This window comes from Herbaspirillum sp. VT-16-41 (assembly GCF_001994935.1).
GTDB classification, from domain to species: Bacteria; Pseudomonadota; Gammaproteobacteria; order Burkholderiales; family Burkholderiaceae_D; genus Herbaspirillum; species Herbaspirillum frisingense.
The window spans coordinates 88,334-103,967 of sequence record NZ_MUXB01000106.1; the positions used below are offsets into that span (position 1 = coordinate 88,334).

Annotated in this window: 13 protein-coding genes; 8 read left to right on the top strand and 5 right to left on the bottom strand. The window is 63.4% G+C overall.

Annotated features, from left to right (window positions below):
* The first annotated feature begins 254 nt into the window (after positions 1-254).
* Complete coding sequence (locus BTM36_RS12915; protein ID WP_077236588.1) at positions 255-1,169, top strand: LysR substrate-binding domain-containing protein; 915 nt, start codon at positions 255-257, stop codon at positions 1,167-1,169.
* 38 nt (positions 1,170-1,207) lie between these two features.
* A complete protein-coding gene (locus tag BTM36_RS12920) occupies positions 1,208-2,041 on the top strand; it encodes an alpha/beta hydrolase (protein ID WP_077236589.1) in 834 nt (277 codons plus the stop codon).
* A gap of 51 nt (positions 2,042-2,092) precedes the next feature.
* On the opposite strand, the gene BTM36_RS12925 is transcribed toward BTM36_RS12920, so the two are convergent.
* Positions 2,093-2,530 carry a helix-turn-helix domain-containing protein gene (locus BTM36_RS12925; protein ID WP_139347143.1) on the bottom strand — a complete coding sequence of 146 codons (438 nt, stop codon included), beginning with the start codon at positions 2,528-2,530 and terminating at the stop codon, positions 2,093-2,095.
* Positions 2,514-2,894: a type II toxin-antitoxin system RelE/ParE family toxin gene (locus BTM36_RS12930; RefSeq protein ID WP_077236711.1), complete on the bottom strand. Its 381-nt coding sequence runs from the start codon at positions 2,892-2,894 to the stop codon at positions 2,514-2,516. Before BTM36_RS12930 ends, BTM36_RS12925 begins: the two co-directional genes overlap by 17 nt.
* A gap of 335 nt (positions 2,895-3,229) precedes the next feature.
* Here BTM36_RS12930 and BTM36_RS12935 point away from each other — a divergent pair, with 335 nt between their 5' ends.
* The 3 genes from BTM36_RS12935 to BTM36_RS12945 all read left to right on the top strand — a co-directional run bounded on the left by BTM36_RS12935 (position 3,230) and on the right by BTM36_RS12945 (position 8,390).
* On the top strand, positions 3,230-5,779 hold the full coding sequence (locus BTM36_RS12935; RefSeq protein WP_077236591.1) for a PepSY domain-containing protein: 2,550 nt from the start codon (positions 3,230-3,232) through the stop codon (positions 5,777-5,779).
* A 245-nt stretch (positions 5,780-6,024) separates the two neighbouring features.
* Entirely contained in the window at positions 6,025-7,440 is a 1,416-nt protein-coding gene (gene cls, locus BTM36_RS12940) for a cardiolipin synthase (protein ID WP_006463812.1), read from the top strand.
* Between the two features lie 56 nt (positions 7,441-7,496).
* Positions 7,497-8,390, top strand: a complete 894-nt coding sequence (locus BTM36_RS12945; protein WP_077236592.1) for a hypothetical protein — start codon at positions 7,497-7,499, stop codon at positions 8,388-8,390.
* Between the two features lie 176 nt (positions 8,391-8,566).
* On the opposite strand, the gene BTM36_RS12950 is transcribed toward BTM36_RS12945, so the two are convergent.
* Entirely contained in the window at positions 8,567-8,881 is a 315-nt protein-coding gene (locus tag BTM36_RS12950) for a c-type cytochrome (protein ID WP_077236593.1), read from the bottom strand.
* Positions 8,882-9,114: 233 nt separating this feature from the next.
* On the opposite strand from BTM36_RS12950, the gene BTM36_RS12955 reads away from it, so the two are divergent.
* Positions 9,115-10,017 carry a LysR family transcriptional regulator gene (locus BTM36_RS12955; RefSeq protein ID WP_006463822.1) on the top strand — a complete coding sequence of 301 codons (903 nt, stop codon included), beginning with the start codon at positions 9,115-9,117 and terminating at the stop codon, positions 10,015-10,017.
* A gap of 108 nt (positions 10,018-10,125) precedes the next feature.
* Entirely contained in the window at positions 10,126-10,962 is an 837-nt protein-coding gene (gene lgt, locus BTM36_RS12960) for a prolipoprotein diacylglyceryl transferase (RefSeq protein ID WP_077236594.1), read from the top strand.
* A 77-nt stretch (positions 10,963-11,039) separates the two neighbouring features.
* Here the strand turns inward: lgt and BTM36_RS12965 are convergent, their stop codons facing one another.
* Both BTM36_RS12965 and edd read right to left on the bottom strand, forming a co-directional pair.
* The gene (locus tag BTM36_RS12965) at positions 11,040-11,669 is read right to left on the bottom strand and encodes a bifunctional 4-hydroxy-2-oxoglutarate aldolase/2-dehydro-3-deoxy-phosphogluconate aldolase (RefSeq protein ID WP_077236595.1); all 630 of its coding nucleotides are present in this window, start codon (positions 11,667-11,669) and stop codon (positions 11,040-11,042) included.
* Positions 11,666-13,537, bottom strand: a complete 1,872-nt coding sequence (gene edd / locus BTM36_RS12970; protein WP_077236596.1) for a phosphogluconate dehydratase — start codon at positions 13,535-13,537, stop codon at positions 11,666-11,668. The genes BTM36_RS12965 and edd overlap by 4 nt, the downstream gene beginning before the upstream one ends.
* Before the next feature lie 385 nt (positions 13,538-13,922).
* On the opposite strand from edd, the gene pgi reads away from it, so the two are divergent.
* Positions 13,923-15,596, top strand: a complete 1,674-nt coding sequence (pgi, locus tag BTM36_RS12975; protein WP_077236597.1) for a glucose-6-phosphate isomerase — start codon at positions 13,923-13,925, stop codon at positions 15,594-15,596.
* Positions 15,597-15,634: the final 38 nt, after the last annotated feature.

The following is a 15,634-nucleotide window of genomic DNA, read 5'->3' on the forward strand; positions in this document are numbered from 1 at the left end:
CCTCGTCTGTCTTTACGTTGTTTTAATTGTGTTGCCGGTCTGGCGCGCCGATGACGGCCGACAATATCGCTCTGGATGGCGCTCTGCGCACGTCCTGCGACGTGGCCCCGATGGCTGGGGCGGCGACGTCACTGTAGTGCAATCGCCCTTCTTTTACGATATAAATACGAAAATACGATCCATTCATTTCGTGAATATTGCAGTGCACTGCAGGGCTTCCTGCGGTGTGCACGTTCCAGGCTCCAAGCTCATCCATGGCCCTCATCGAACCCCGCGACATCGATCTCAACCTGCTGGTGGTATTCCAGGAGGTCTTCCAGGAACGCCAGATTTCCTCGGTAGCGCGCCGCCTGGGCCTGTCGCAGCCGGCGGTCAGCAATGCGCTGGCGCGGCTGCGGCGCAGCTTCGGTGATGAACTCTTCGTGCGCACCGCGCAGGGCATGCAACCCACGCCGTTCGCAGACCAGTTGGCCGAGCCGGTGGCTGCGGCACTGCAACAGGTGGCGCGGGCTCTCAACCTGCAGGAAGGTTTCTCCCCGCAAAGTAGCGAGCGTCGCTTTACCATCGCCATGACCGATGTCGGCGAGGTCTATTTCATGCCCCGGCTGATCGAGGCCTGCGCCGCGCTAGCGCCGGGGGTGAGCGTGAGCACGGTGCGCGCCGGCGCCGTCGATCTCAAGAGCGAGATGGAAGCCGGCCGGGTGGACCTGGCCATCGGCGCCTTCGACAACCTGTCCGAGGCGCTGTACCAGCGGCGCCTGTTCCGCCAGGACTACGTCAGCATGTTCCGCATCGGCCATGCGCTGGACCGGCGCGGCGAGGTCAGTCTCAAGGAATTCCTGGCGGCAGAACACCTGATGGTGTCGTCGCTGGAGAGTCCTTATGACCGTATCAACCAGAATCTGGAAAAGGCCGGTATCCTGCAAAGCCTGCGCTTTCGCGTGCCGCATTTCACGGCCGTACCCTACATCGTCAGCACCACCGATCTGGTCGTGACCGTGCCGCGCAAGCTGGCCGAGAGCGCGGCCATGCCGTTCGGACTGCGCTACATCAAACCGCCGCTGCGACTACCGGCGCTGCAGACCAACATGTTCTGGCATCGCCGCTACAATCAGGACGAGGGCAATGTCTGGCTGCGCAATCTGATTTCAGAGCAGTTCGCCGAATAACAGGAAACAGGGCCGCAAGAGGCCAGGGGAGGAAGACCATGCACATCTATCGCGACTACGACCGCGAAGCGCTGGACCTGCAGTATTACGTGCGCCTGCACATTCCGGATTTCCAGGACTACTTCGACCGTTTCGCCCGTGAAGGGCTGGCCGCGCGTGAGGCCCACCCCCACCTGGCCGATGTACCCTACGGCGAGGATGCGCTGCAGACCCTGGATTTCTTCCCCGGACGCAGCAATGGCCGCCCCCTGCTGGTGTTCATCCACGGCGGCTACTGGCGCTCTCTGGACAAGCACCAGTTCAGCCAGCTGGCCCTGCCCTACCTGGCGCAGGACATCAATGTGGCGCTGATCAATTACCGCCTGGCACCGCAGGTACGCATGGGCGACATCGCCGCCGACTGTGGTCGGGCGCTGCGTATGCTGCACGCCAAGGCCGGCGCGCTGCGCTTCGATCCGGAGGCGATCTGGCTCATGGGCCACTCGGCCGGCGCCCACCTGGCCGCGCTGATCGCCTCGCTGGGCGCAGCACCGGTACGCGGCGTCTGCGGTCTTTCCGGCATCTACGACCTTGAGCCGGTGCGCCTGTCCTACGTCAACGAATCCCTGCACCTGTCCCCGTCCGACGCCCTGCAGGCCAGCCCGCTGCAACTGGACCTGCCGCAAGGTGCGCAGGCAGTGCTGAGCGTGGGTGAACAGGAGACGGAAGAATTCCTGCGCCAGAATGCCACCTATGCCGCCAAGCTACGCCAGTCGGGTCATGCGGTGGAAACCGTGGCGCTACCGCAGATACATCACCTGAGCATCGTGGACGTGGCGGCCGATGCCGGGAGTGTGTTGACGCGGACGATGATCAAAATGATGCTGGAATGAATGAAGCCTGCAGCCGCGGAGAGCAAATCCGGTATGCACCGGCCCTCCGGTTTATGTGGGATTTCTTGCAGACGAGCTTCTGGTCGTTGCCCCGACGCTACTTTTGCGGTGTTTAAGCGGGCGCTTCTGCGAACTCGGCTTCCCGACCTTTTGAGTACTCACCGACGCTGGTGGTGGGGCGGGGCCCGGATCTGGAGTCAAATCGAAAGTCCTATCTCCTGGAAAATTCGCCGTCAATATCAATTGACCGCCCAGTCCGCGCACGAAATCCACCACGCTGCTGACAAGCAGGTCTTCCCGATTTTCCATTTTTGAAATCGCGGCCTGTTGTACCTGCAGATTTTCTGCGAGTGCAGCCTGAGTGATGTGCAGACTCTTTCGGAGATTCTGTAGCTTGATACTCGTTTGCAGCGACTCTGTTCTGGATTGAGCCTCCAGTTGCGCCTCCGGTCGCATGCGAGCGCGCAATTCGTTAAATTTTTTTGACATGGTCGCCTGCCTCTATTCGCAATGAATGAAGATGGATGTCGTAGAGCTTATCCGCGAGCGGTACGTATTGTTCATACCACCGATTGTTTCCTGCCTTGGTTCCGCCAATCAAAAGAATCGCACGCCGCAACGGATCGAACGCATAAAGCACCCGATAGGGTCTACCTGCATGCTGGACCCTAAGCTCCCGCATATGGGCGTGTCGCGAGCCATGGATTCCAGAACTGTAAGGATGCTTGAGAGCCGGACCATTCTGTTCGAGCAAACCGACATAGGTTGCCACAGAGGTCTGCTCGGCTTCGTCAAGACTATTCCACCACTGACCAAATTCGTCTGTGTATTCTACCTCGCAAAATGTCCGCACATTCCTCCCAAGGAATATTCCATTAAAAGAATGAAGCTCGTCCTTGGACATCCTGTTGACGGCGGCTTCAGTTACGGCGCAGCAGAGTATCAAGTTCCCGTTGAAATGATTTTTCCCCGCCGGAAATGAATGCAGGAAATTGAAGACTTTCGCACCACGGCATCGCCCCTCGAGCAAACACTCAGATATCAATAAGAATCATTTTCATCTGATCTATAATAGCCGGCTGATCCGCCCAGCCCATCCGGGCGGTCATTGACGCGCCGGCCGTTTCACTGGCCTGGCAGACAAGATCAACAAGGCGCTCCCCGCGCCTGTCGCCGCCCTACTGATACATGTTCAAGAAGATCTGGTTCCAGCTCCACTGGTTCATCGGCATCACCGCCGGCACCCTGTTGATGACCATCGGCGTGACCGGTGCGCTGCTGGCTTTCCGCGAAGAAATCATGGAGGCCTTGAGCCCCGGCGTGATGCACGTGCAAGTGCGCCAGCAGGCCACACTGACACCGCAGCAGATGCTGGAGCGGCTGCGCGATGCCGAACCGCAGCGCCGGGTCACCACCCTGACCCTGTCGGCCGAGCCGGGCGCTTCGGTGCGTGTGGTCTTCGCACCGCCGCCGGGCGAACGACGCGGGCAGGCGCGCTATGCCGATCCCTATACCGGAGCACTGTTGCCACCGGTGACGGGCGCGGAGTTCTTCGAGATCATCGAGCGCTTCCATCGCTGGCTGCTGCTGCCCACCGAGATCGGCAAGATCGTCCTGGGGACGCTGGCACTGTCGCTGCTGACCCTGGCACTGTCCGGGCTGTACCTGCGCTGGCCGCGCCGGCCCTTGTCGCTGCGGGCCTGGCTGCGGCTGGATTTCCAGCTGCAGGGACGATCCTTCCTGTGGAACCTGCACTCGGTCATCGGTACCTGGTCGCTGGTGATGTACGTGATCTTCGCCACCACCGGCGCCTACTGGGCGCTGGACTGGTTCAAGGACGGCGTCAACACGCTGGCCGGCGAGAGCCGCCGTGCGCCCATACAGCGCGGCGAAGGCAAGAAGAAGGAAGCGGCTGCAGCCCCCGTGCCGCTGGATCTGACCCTGGCCTGGAACAGCTTCCTGACCCAGGCCCCTGATTACCAAAATGCCCAGTTGCGCCTGCCCGAACAGGGTACGCAGCCGGTGCAGATCTTCTTCCTGGGCCACGATGCGCCGCATGAGCGTGCGCGCAGCCGCATGGTGGTGGCACCGCAGACAGGCGAAGTGCGGCAACTGGAGCGCTACGAAGACAAGAGCCGCGGCGGGCGCTTCATCGCCGCCATCTACCCGCTGCACATGGGGACCTACTTCGGCCTGCCGGGTCGCATCATCATGGCCATTGCCAGCCTGATGATGCCGTTGTTCGGCATTTCCGGCTGGATGCTCTACCTGGATCGGCGCCGCAAGAAGGCCGCGCTGCGTGCCGAGCGGGCCAGCATCGACAGTGGCGAGGCGGCCAGCGTCACCGGCGGCGAACCGATGCTGGTGGCCCATGCCTCGCAGACCGGCCAGGCCGAGCGCATCGCCCTGCATACCGCTGCCGGACTGCGCAAGAGCGGCGTGCCGGTAACCCTGCTGCCGTTGGCTCAGGTCACCCCGGAAATCCTGCGCCACCATCGTCGCCTCCTCGTCATCGCCAGCACCTTCGGCGAAGGCGACGCCCCCGACAGCGCACGCGGCGTCGAGAAGCGCCTGCGCCAGGCCGCCGGGCAATCGCTGTCGCATGTGCAGTACGCGGTCCTGGCCCTGGGAGACCGCCATTACACCCAGTTCTGCGGCTTCGGTCACACGCTTGATCACGGCCTGCGTCAGTGCGGTGCCAAGCCGATGTTCCCGCTGGTGGAAGTGGATCGCATGGATGGTGAGGCGCTACGCAAATGGGAGAGCGAACTGGCCGCACATGGCCTGCAAGCCGCGGTCAGCGATATCCTGCCGACCCATGCACCGGCCTGGCAGACCTGGACGCTCACGCGCCGCGTACTGATGAATCCGGGCAGCCAGGGCGCGCCCCTGTATCACCTGGAACTGCAGCCGCAGGACGGCACCCTGCCCGCCTGGCAAGCCGGCGCGCTGGTGGAAATCCTGCCGCGTCATGCGCCGGACCGCATCGCCCTGCTCTTGCAACGCCTGCAACTGGACGGCGCCACTCCGGTGCGTCACCAGGGCCAATCCTGCACGCTGGCGCTAGCGCTGTCATGCAGCGTGCTGCCGCAGCATGCCGTGGCCGACGCTCAGGGCCTGGTCGATACGCTGCAGCCCCTGACGCCCCGCTCCTATTCGGCAGCCTCGGTGACCGAGGATGGCGCCCTGCACCTGCTGGTGCGCCAGGTGCAGCATGAGGACGGCCTGGGCCTGGCTTCCGGCTGGCTGACCGAATTCGCGCCGCTGCAGTCTGCATTGCAGCTGCGTCTGGTGCACAACGCCGGCTTCGCGCCGCCACCGTCGCAGGTGCCGGCGATCTTCATCGGCAACGGCTCCGGCATGGCCGGTCTGCGCGGCCACCTGCTGGCGCGCATCCACGCCGGGCAGACACGCAACTGGCTGCTCTTCGGCGAACGCAACGAGGCGCACGATTTCCTCTACCGCGAACAACTGCAGCAGTGGCTGGCACAAGGTCAGCTCACGCGCCTGGACCTGGCCTTCTCGCGTGACCAGCCCGAGCGCATCTATGTTCAGGACCGCCTGCGCGAGGCGGCTGCCGAACTGCGCCACTGGCTGGATCAGGGTGCGGTGCTGTACGTCTGCGGCAGCCTGGAAGGCATGGCTGCCGGGGTCGATGCGGTGCTCACCGCCGTCCTGGGCGAGGCCGGCCTGCAGGACCTGATCGAACAGAACCGCTACCGCCGCGACGTCTACTGATCCCCTTCAGGATGGGCCGACCGGCCCATCCTTGCCCTCTCCCTGCGCAGATACGATGCAATAGCGCGGTCATCCCCGGCCTGCCCTGTAGGCAGCCCCCGCTTTCCGCTGTAGGACAGTTCCGATTCGCGCTTCCCGCTGCGCCATCGCGCTGTTGTCGGGCATATACTCGACCGCACAGCGTTGCCCTCCCCGGCATCCGAGACAGCCTCAGGTCAATGGCAGCGCCCAACCGGGAACCTTCCATGACCAACAAGAAAACAAATTCCAAGTGGCCCGCTGCCTGGCTCTTGCTGCTGTTGTTCTCCCTGATGCTGGCGGCCTGCAGCTCGTTGCCCACCATCGTGCCCGATATGGATTCGCAGTCGGCGCGCAACATCCAGATGAAGGGGGGACGCGGCGTCCTCAGTGAAGCGCAGGCCAAGGCCGTGCTGGACAAGCTGCGCAGCCAGAACGCCGACAATACCCTGCTGGACCGCCACGTCGCCATCGAAGGCGCCATCACCGGCTCGCCCCTGGTGACCGGCAACAAGGTGACGCTGCTCATCGATGGTCCCGCGACCTATGCCTCCATGCAGCAGGCCATCCAGGCAGCGCGCTACCACGTCAACATGGAAAGCTACATCATGGAAGACGACGAGGTCGGCCGCCAGTTCGCCGACCTGCTGATCTCCATGCAGAAGAAGGGCGTGCAGGTCAACCTGATGTATGACAGCGTGGGCTCCATCAACACCCCGCGCGCCTTCTTCCAGCCGATGATCGATGCCGGCATCCACGTGCTGGAATACAACCCCATCAATCCCACCCAGGTGCGCAAGGACTGGGAGGTCAACCAGCGCGACCATCGCAAGCTGCTGGTGGTTGATGGCAAGACCGCCTTCGTGGGCGGCATCAATATCAGCAGCGTCTATTCCAGCGGATCCTTCAGCACCCGCAAGAAAAAACCGCGCGTCAACAAGGACGGCGAACAGATTCCCTGGCGCGATACGCAAGTACGCATCGATGGCCCGGTGGCCCTGGAATTCCAGAAGCTCTTCGTCGAAACCTGGCACAAGCAGCGTGGCCCCGATCTGGGCGAACACCGTTACTTCCCGCCGGTGGCTCCGGCCGGCAACGAAATCGTGCGCGCCATCGGCAGCTCGCCCGACGATCCTTACAGCATCATCTATGCCACCTTCATCTCCGCCATCCAGCACGCCGAAAGCTCGATCTACCTGACCAACGCCTACTTCGTGCCTGATCCGCAGCTACGCGACTCGCTCAAGGATGCCGCCCGGCGCGGCGTGGACGTGCGCCTGATCCTGCCCTCGCACAGCGATTCCTCGCTGGTGCTGTATGCTTCCCGCTCCTTCTATGCGGAACTGCTGGAAGCCGGCGTACGCATCTTCGAACGCCAGGACGCCCTGCTGCATTCCAAGACCGCCATCATCGACGGTGTCTGGTCGACCATCGGCTCGACCAATCTGGACTGGCGCAGCTTCGTCTACAACCAGGAAATCAATGCGGTGATCCTGAGCCCGCAGTTCGGCGTCCAGATGAAGAGCATGTTCGACCGTGATCTCGGCGCCTCCAAGGAAATTACCAAGGAACAATGGGACCAGCGGCCGATCAGTGAAAGAATGAAGGAATTCGGCGCCAGCGTCTGGTCCCGCCTGCTGTAGCCAGCATCGAATACTGAAACCACTGCACCATTGAAGAGGAGTCCGGTTTGCGATCCATGTTGTCCCGTCTGACCCTGCATCTGATCTTCCCGGCCACGCTGGCTCTGGCCGCCTGCGGCTGGGCGCACGCCCAGACCCAGACGGGCGCGGCCGCCATGAAAAGCCGTTACACGGAGCTGCAGGGCGAGCTCAACAACAATGCCTACCATCGCCCGCTCTATCTCAACTCGCGCGAGGACGGCGGCAACGTCAAGGGCGACATCTACGCGGTGCTGGACTATCCCTTCACCCAGGTGCGCGAAGCCCTGGGCAGCCCCGACCGCTGGTGTGACATCCTGATCCTGCACCTGAACACCAAGTATTGCCGGCTCCTCCACGATGGCGCGAAAACCACCCTGCGCATGCAGGTCGGCAAGAAGACCGAGGAGTCCCTCGACAGCACCTACCGGGTCGACCTGCGCTATCGCGGCGGCACCAGCGGCGCTGATTATTTCTCGTCCTCGATGCTGGCCGAGGAGGGACCGCTGGATACCTCCGACTATCGTATCGAGATCGAATCCATCCCCCTGGATGAAAAGCGCTCCTTCCTCCACTTCAGCTATGCCTATTCGTATGGCTTGGCCAGCAAGCTGGCCTTGCGCGCCTACCTGATGACGGCCGGGCGTGACAAGGTCGGCTTCAGCGTGGTCAAGCGCGACGCGCAGGGTCAGCCGCAATACATCGAAGGTACCCGTGCCACCGTGGAGCGCAACACCATGCGCTACTACCTGGCCATCGACGCCTACCTCTCCGGACTGGCGGCGCCCGCCGAGCAACGACTGGAAAAGCGCCTGGCCAACTGGTATGACGCGACCGAACAATATCCGCGCCAACTGCATGAAGTCAGCCGGGACGAATACCTCGGCATGAAGCGCAACGAAGTGGCGCGGCAGCAGAAGGCGGGCAGCTAGAGACAAGCGACAGCCGGAAAAGGGAGGGCTGTTGCGGGAGGGCTGATCCAACGGGCTACAGCCGTCCCCGGATCCGGTCATTGGCCGTATCGAAAACGCGGACTGCACCGATGCGTGGCGCCTTGAAATAAAAAAAGGAGACCGCAGTCTCCTTTTTTCATTGCATGCAAGCAGATTTACTTCAGGCTCAACACCCACTTCACCAGCTCACGCGCCTCGGCTTCGCTCACCTGGCCCTTGTTGGCCGGCATGGCCACCGCGCCCCAGGCGCCGCTGCCACCGTTGAGGACCTTCTGGGTCAGCTTGGCTTCGGCGTCCTTCTGGCCGGCGTATTTCTTGGCGACGTCCTTGAAGGCGGGACCGACGATCTTGGCATCCACCGAGTGGCAGGCCATGCAATTCTTGGACTTGGCCAGTTGCGCATTGGCCAGCGCTTCGGCCGAAATGGCCGATCCGGCCACCAGGGTGGCAATCAACAACAGGTATTTCATGGGAGCTCCTCAGCAAGCGGTGATCGACAGTGACGCCTGCTGCGGCATTCTCCAGGCGCTTCGCAGGCGGGGCTATTCTAACCGGCTTCGGTACCCAGCCTCTATCTGCCCTGGCGTATATCTGTCATAGATCAAATTCCATGACGGAAATATCAGGCAAGGTCGCTGGCTTGCCGCTACCGATGGCCAGGGATATCATGAACGCCCAACTCATTCGGAATCGATATCAGTCCATGTCCGATCATCCCCGCCTGGAACTGCGCCAGCTACGCTACTTCGCCGCCGTGGCCGAGGAAAAGCACTTCGGGCGCGCCGCCGCCCGCCTGCACATGACCCAGCCGCCCTTGTCACAAACCATCGCGGCGCTGGAAGAGCAACTGGGTACGCCACTGTTCCAACGCACCAAGCGCAGTGTGGCGCTGACCCCGGCGGGGGAAGCCCTGCTGCCGGAAGTCCAGCGCATCCTGCAGCAGGCGGCCGCTTTGCCGGACCTGGCGCGACGCGCCGCCAGCGGGGCCTCCGGGCTGCTGTCGCTGTCCTTCATTTCCAGCGCCGACTACAGCATCCTGCCACCGCTGCTGCAACGTTTTCGCGCTCGCTATCCGCAGGTGCAGATCGAATTGCGCGAAGCCACCACCGACATCCAGCTGGAAGACCTGATGCAGGGCAAGATCGACGCCGGCTTGCTGCTGCCGCCGCTGCCCGAGAAAGCCGCGGCGCTTTTGGATGTGCGGCCGGTGCTGTCCGAACCGCTGATCGCGGCGATCCCCGAGGGTGCCGTCAGGAAGCGCGGCCCGGTATCGCTGAAAAGCTTGCGCGAGCTGCCGCTGATCATCTTCCCGCGCCGCATCTCTCCAGCCTTCCATGACACCATCCTGTCGTGCTTTCGCGATGCCGGGGTGACCCCGCACATCGGCCAGGAAGCCATCCAGATGCAGACCATCGTCGGCCTGGTCTCGGCTGGCATGGGAATGGCGCTTGTGCCACAATCCGTGTCGAACCTGAAACGCCCGGGTGTCGACTACCGCCGGCTCTCCGACCCGGCGCCCGACATCCAGACCGGCCTGGCCTGGCGGCGCGACAATCCATCCAGCGTCCTGCGAGCCCTCCTGGACCTGCTGGACGCGCCGACCTGATCACATTGGACCGCGCCATTTCCCACCTAGCGGGAAAAGCATCGGCGAACTTGCATCGCCCGTCGCGTTCCAATTGCGGTTCCGCCCAACAACAGAAAGATCAAACTCATGCTCGTCCACCCCATGCCCGACCCGATTGCCATCCACATCGGGCCGCTGGCCGTCCACTGGTATGGCCTGATGTACCTGCTGGCCTTCGCCCAATTCATCGCGCTGGGACGCCTGCGCATCAAACAGCCGCACATCGCCGCCGTCGGCTGGAAAAAGGAAGACCTGGACGACATGCTCTTCTACGGCGTGCTCGGGGTGGTACTCGGCGGGCGACTGGGTGAAATCCTGTTCTACAACCCCGCCTACTATTTTGCGAATCCGGCCGACATGATTGCGGTCTGGAAGGGCGGCATGTCCTTCCACGGTGGCTTCCTGGGGGTGATGCTGGCCATGTACCTGTGGGGCCGCAAGCGTGGTCGCAACCTGATGGACATCATGGACTTCATCGCGCCCATGGTCCCGCTGGGCTATGCCGCCGGCCGCCTGGGCAATTTCATCAATGCCGAACTGCCGGGCCGCCCGGCCGACCCCTCGCTGCCCTGGGCCATGATCTGGCCCAATGTGGACAACATCCCGCGCCACCCCTCGCCGATCTACCAGATGCTGGTCGATGGCATCCTGCTGTTCATCATCCTCTGGATCTTTGCGCGCCACTCCCGCCCGCGCATGGCGGTGGCCGGCATGTTCTCGCTGCTGTACGGTTGCGCGCGCTTCTTTACGGAATATTTCCGCGTGCCGGATTACGAAGTCCACTTCGGCGGCATCACCATCTCGGCCGGGCAGATGCTGTCGGTGCCGATGATCGTGCTGGGCATCATCCTGCTGGTGCTGGCCTACAAGCTGAAGCAGCAGGCACAGGCGCCTTCTGAAGCTGCACTGGTCGGCAAGAAGTAATCCTCTCCTGCTCACGAAAAAGGGCGGTACCGATTCGACCTCGGTACCGCCCTTCGTTTTGCTGGCCTGGGGAAAAATCAGGCCTTCTTCAATGCGCTGGCCGCCTTGGCGATCTCGGTGATCTTGTCCCAGTCACCCGCCTCGATGGCGGCCTTGGGGGTCAGCCAGGAGCCGCCCACGCAGACCACGTTCTTGCAGGCCAGGAACTGCGGTGCCGTCTCTTGCGTGATGCCGCCAGTGGGGCAGAAGGACACGTCCGACAAGGGACCGGCGATGCCGTTGAGCATGCCGATGCCGCCTGCCGGCACGGCCGGGAACAGCTTCAGCTGGCGGAAGCCCGCCTCGCGCGCCGCCATCACTTCGGACGGGGTCATCACGCCCGGCAGCAGCGGCAGGCCACTGCGCTTGGCAGCTTCGATCAGCGCCGGGGTCAGACCGGGCGAAACACCGAAGACGGCACCTGCATCACGCGAGGCGGCGAATTCTTCCGGCGCAGTCAAGGTGCCGACGCCGACGATGGCGTCCGGCACCGACTCGGCGATGGCGCGGATGGCCGGCAGGCCGTGCTCGGTGCGCAGCGTGATTTCCAGCACGCGGATGCCGCCTGCCACCAAAGCGCGTGCCAGCGGCACGGCGTGTTCGAACTTGTCGATGGCGATCACCGGGATGACCGGCGAGGCGCGCATGATTTCCAGTGTGGTCTTCATACCGTGGCTTTCTCTTTCTCAAAAATCGGCGGCAGGCCGAAGGTGGCGCCGCCCTCTTCTGCGGTTCCCACCGCGTTGCGGAACAGGCTGAACAATTCGCGGCCCATGCCGTGCTGATTGTCGGAGAGGTCGCTGGTGTCGAGGCTGCGTGCTTCCCACTCGGCGGCATCGACCTTGGCTTCCAGGGTGCCGGTCTCGGCATCCAGGCGGATGATGTCGCCGTCGCGCACGCGACCCAGCGGACCACCGCCCAGCACTTCGGGCGTGACATGGATCGCGGCCGGTACTTTACCCGATGCGCCGGACATGCGGCCATCGGTGACCAGGGCGACGTGACGGCCCTTGTCCTGCAGGATACCCAGTGCCGGGGTCAGCGCGTGCAGTTCGGGCATGCCGTTGGCGCGCGGTCCCTGGAAGGTGATCACGGCCACGAAGTCGCGATCCAGCTGGCCAGCCTTGAAGGCGGCCATGAAGGCTTCCTGCGAATGGAAGACCACTGCCGGCGCCTCCACCACGCGGTGTTCGGGCTTGACCGCCGAAATCTTGATGACGGCACGACCCAGGTTGCCTTGCAGCAGCTTGAGGCCGCCATCGGCCGCAAACGGCTGGGCTACGGTGCCCAGCACACCGGCGTCGGCGCTCTGGGCCGGTGCATCCTGCCAGGTCACGGTGCCGGGACGACCATTCTCGCCTTCGGTAGCCAGCATCGGCTCCTTGCAGTGCTGGCGCAGTCCCTGGCCGAGGATGGTGGTGACGTCGTCGTGCATCAGGCCGGCATCGATCAGCTCGCGCAGCACGAAGCCAGTGCCGCCAGCGGCATGGAAATGGTTCACGTCGGCGGTGCCGTTGGGGTAGATCTTGGTGATCAGCGGAACCACGGCGGAGAGCTTGTCGAAGTCGTCCCAGTCGATCACGATGCCGGCCGCCTTGGCGATGGCCACCAGGTGCAGCGTGTGATTGGTGGAGCCGCCGGTGGCGTGCAGTGCGACGATGGCGTTGACGATGGCCTTCTCGTCGATCATGCGGCCCACCGGGGTGTATTGGGTGCCGAGGTCGGTGATCCTGGCGGCCTGCTTGGCGGCGGCCGCAGTCAGCGCGTCGCGCAGCGGGGTGTTGGGGGTGATGAAGGCCGCGCCCGGCAGGTGCAGGCCCATCGCTTCCATCAGCATCTGGTTGCTGTTGGCGGTGCCGTAGAAGGTGCAGGTACCGGCGCCGTGGTAGGACTTGGATTCCGCTTCCAGCAGTTCGGCGCGACCGATCTTGCCGGCCGTGTAGAGCTGGCGGATCTTGACCTTGTCGCTATTGCTCATGCCGCTGGTCATGGGACCGGCGGGCACGAACACCGCCGGCAGGTGGCCGAAGTGCAGCGCGCCGATCAGCAGCCCCGGCACGATCTTGTCGCACACGCCCAGATACAGCGCGGCGTCGAACATGTTGTGGGACAGCGCGATGGCGGTGGCCATGGCGATGGCGTCGCGCGAGAACAGCGACATCTCCATGCCGGTCTGGCCTTGCGTGACGCCGTCGCACATGGCGGGGGTGCCGCCGGCGAACTGCGCCACGGCGCCGGCTTCACGGGCGGCGTCCTTGATGATCTGGGGGAAACGCTCGAAGGGCTGGTGCGCCGAGAGCATGTCGTTGTAGGCCGAGACGATCGCCAGCGAGGGCGTCTTGTCTTCCTTCAGCTTCAGTTTGTCATTGGCGGGGAAGGCGGCGAAGCCGTGGGCCAGGTTGGTGCAGGCCAGTGCGCCGCGCTGCGCGCCCTTGCGGCGGGCCGCTTCCAGGCGTTCGAGATAAGCGGTCCGGTAAGGACGGCTACGTTCGGCGATGCGTTGGGTGACGCTGGCTAAGGTAGCGTTGAGAGGCATTGTCGGTTTCCTGTTAGCGTTAACACTGTAATTTTACTACATAAATTTGCGCGAATGAAATCATACACTTAGAGCACTGCAGCATGGCCAAACCGCGCATCTTTTCATTGGTGAACATCAATCCGCTTCAAAAGCCTTATCAGTCTTCGCTTCCCGTCCACCGGCATGGATGCCGGCAGGCAATGTAACAGGGCCGTCATAAACTGTAGTGAAACTACCACTTCGGCGGCATTTGATGTATAGTCACCCGCATTGTCCCAAGAACATGAACACGGCCTGCCCGGCTCTTTTCCTGCAATGCGCATGACGACATGGCGCATGGATCGCAGGGATGGATGCCGCAGCCAGACATGACAGGCCACGACAGCCAACCCATCTCCGACTCATGCATACACCCGCCCTGACCGACACGGCCGCCTTCAAGGCATTGCAAGAACACCACGCCACGGCTGTCCAGTGGCACATGCGCGATCTGTTCGCCCGCCAGCCCGACCGTTTCGAGCGCATGCATGTGCGCGCCGCCGGGCTCCTGCTGGACTACTCCAAGAACCGCATCGACACCGACACCCTCGCGCTGCTGATGAGCCTGGCCCGCGAGCGCGGCGTGGAAGCCCTGCGCGATGCCATGTTCAATGGCGAGAAGATCAACTTTACCGAACATCGCGCCGTCCTGCACACCGCGCTGCGCGCACCCGAAAATGTGGCCGGGGCCGTAGTGGACGGACAACCCGTTGCGTCAGAGGTTCATGCGGTGCTCAAGCACATCCGTGCATTCAGCGAGCGCGTGCGCAGCGGTACCTGGCGCGGCTACAGCGGACGCGAGATCACCGACATCGTCAATATCGGCATCGGCGGCTCCTTCCTGGGCCCGCAGATGGTGTGCACTGCCCTGCGCGCCTACGCGCACCCACGCCTGCGCACCCACTTCGTTTCCAATGTCGATGGCCACGACCTGGAAGAGGTGCTCTCCCGCGTCGATCCCGAGACCACGCTCTTCATCGTCGCCTCCAAGACCTTCACCACCCAGGAAACCATGCTCAACGCCCGTTCGGCGCGCGCCTGGTTCTTGCAGCACGGCAAGTCCGCAGACCTGGCCCGGCATTTCGTGGCTGTCTCCACCAATGCGGCCGAGGTGGCCGCATTCGGCATCGATACCGAGAACATGTTCCCCTTCTGGGACTGGGTGGGTGGCCGTTATTCGGTCTGGTCGGCCATCGGCCTGCCGGTGGCGCTGCTGGTCGGCTACGACAATTTCGCTGCCTTCCTGGCCGGCGCGCACGATATGGACCGCCATTTCCGTGAAGCCCCGCTGGAATCGAACATGCCGGTAATCCAGGCGCTGGTGGGCATCTGGAACCGCAACTTCCTCGGCAGCGCCTCGCTGAGCATCGCCCCCTATCACCAATGGTTGCGCTTCTTCCCGTCCTACCTGCAGCAACTGGACATGGAGAGCAACGGCAAGCGCATCAGCCGTGACGGCACGCCGGTCACGACCCTGACCTGTCCGGCCATCTGGGGCGACGTCGGCACCAACGGCCAGCACGCCTATTTCCAGTTGCTGCACCAGGGTACCGACATCACGCCCATCGACTTCATCGCCGTCCTCAAGCCCTCGCACGGTATTGCCGGACACCAGGAAGCGCTGCTGGCCAACTGCTTCGCGCAGTCCGAAGCCTTCATGCGCGGCAAGGACGCCGACGAGGTGCGCGCCGATCTGCAGGCACAAGGTCTGCCCGAAGCGGAACTCGCGGCCCTGATCCCGCACAAAACCTTCGAGGGCAACCGCCCCAGCAATACCCTGCTGCTGCCGGAACTGAGCCCGCATGCCCTGGGCGCGATGATTGCGCTGTACGAGCACAAGACCTTCGTGCAGGGCGCGATCTGGGGCATCAACAGCTTCGACCAGTGGGGCGTGGAACTGGGCAAGGTGCTGGCCAAGACCATCCTGGGCGAGCTGCAGGCCGAGGACGCTGTGCAGGCCGCACGCCACGACGCCTCCACCAGCGCCCTGATCGCCCTGGCCCGCCAGGCCGCCCAGGCCAGCCGGCAGGGCCACTAAACACGTAGCGCTCCATCCGCTACTTCACGTACAAAGAG